This is a genomic window from Mucilaginibacter sp. P5_A6 (assembly GCF_056400585.1).
Genome location: NZ_JBFUKZ010000087.1, coordinates 1 through 1152, shown reverse-complemented (window position 1 = coordinate 1152; position 1152 = coordinate 1). Strand labels below are relative to the sequence as shown.

At 35.1% G+C, this 1152-nt stretch carries 2 protein-coding genes; both read right to left on the bottom strand.

Annotation, left to right across the window (positions count from 1 at the left end):
* Nucleotides 1-97: 97 nt before the first annotated feature.
* Nucleotides 98-823 carry a hypothetical protein gene (locus AC1DO4_RS27845; RefSeq protein ID WP_477421046.1) on the bottom strand — a complete coding sequence of 242 codons (726 nt, stop codon included), beginning with the start codon at nucleotides 821-823 and terminating at the stop codon, nucleotides 98-100.
* Nucleotides 824-840: 17 nt separating this feature from the next.
* Nucleotides 841-1152, bottom strand: a 312-nt coding sequence (locus AC1DO4_RS27840; RefSeq protein WP_477421044.1) for an asparagine synthase-related protein, incomplete at its 5' end; no start/stop codon positions are given.

Below are 1152 nucleotides of genomic sequence, written 5' to 3'. Positions count from 1 at the left end.
GATTTTCGGGGGTTTGAAAAACATAACCAATATTCCATTTATCACAAAAAAACATCCTATTTATAATTGAGCTGGATAGTTCTGATAGTTTCATCCTTCAAAATATTTTTTTAAAAAACAAGAGTGCCGATCCCAATACCGGCAAATAATCACTTTCCTGTATCAAAACACCCCCAAAACTGTCTTTAAACTGATTGATTCTCTTCAAAGCCTCATCTGATGTACCATGAGCATATCCCCCCATATCGTATACTTGAAAACCATGCTGTTTAAAAAAACACATGTCATTAAAGTGGAGCAATCTGTTTGCCCTGCCCGTTACCGCTTTTAACTGATTGTCCTTTTCGTTTCTGAAAAGTGATGCTGAATGCAATAACCTAACCCGTTTTAAGGTATCATCAAGCAAATAAGCATGCATAACAATATCCTGATCTTTGTAAATAGCTTTTGTTATAACCATGCAAGATTGAAGTTTATAAAAATCCTGGTTAAGCTTTGGTAGCTGTTTTGTTACTGCAAACAAATTGTAGAAATCAATAAAGCGTTTGATGTCGGTTTCGGAGGCTGTTGTAACTCCATCTTTTATTGCCCTGCGTATTTCGTAGGCGGTATTTTGATCAAAATCTGCCTCGAAAACTGACTGGGGGGCACCAATATTAATTGTTTTTGTAAAAAAAGACTCCCTGCGATATCCCCGAACCTCGTTGCAATAAGCACTTTGCTTATAATAACAGTATAAACAATTCCATTTGCTGGGTTTATCGGCAAACCATATAATTTTATAAGGTAATAAGCGCATAGCCTTCCTTTTAACTTGAATCATAGCGTATAAAATGAATCTTAAATAGTTTGATATGCAGTAACGGGGTTAGCTTTTTGATTTTTTAACCATTGTGTAAACACCAGTAATTTCCATATTTGAGGAAAACGGTTCCACTTACCATCCATATGTTCATGTATCATCATTAATGCCTTAGGCGCATCAACACCCGGAATGTTTTTTAATTCACTTAACGATAATTGATCAAGTACATAATCTTTTAATTCGTTTCTAAACCAAAATTGCAGCGGTATTTTAAAGCCTGATTTGGGCCTGGTAAAAAATTCAGCCGGAACGTATTGATATAATATGTCTCTTAAGATCCTTTTTTG

Coding starts and splice junctions, on each gene's coding strand:
- AC1DO4_RS27845 (WP_477421046.1), bottom strand. CDS start 823: ATGATTCAAGTTAAAAGGAAGGCTATGCGCTTATTACCTTATAAAATT.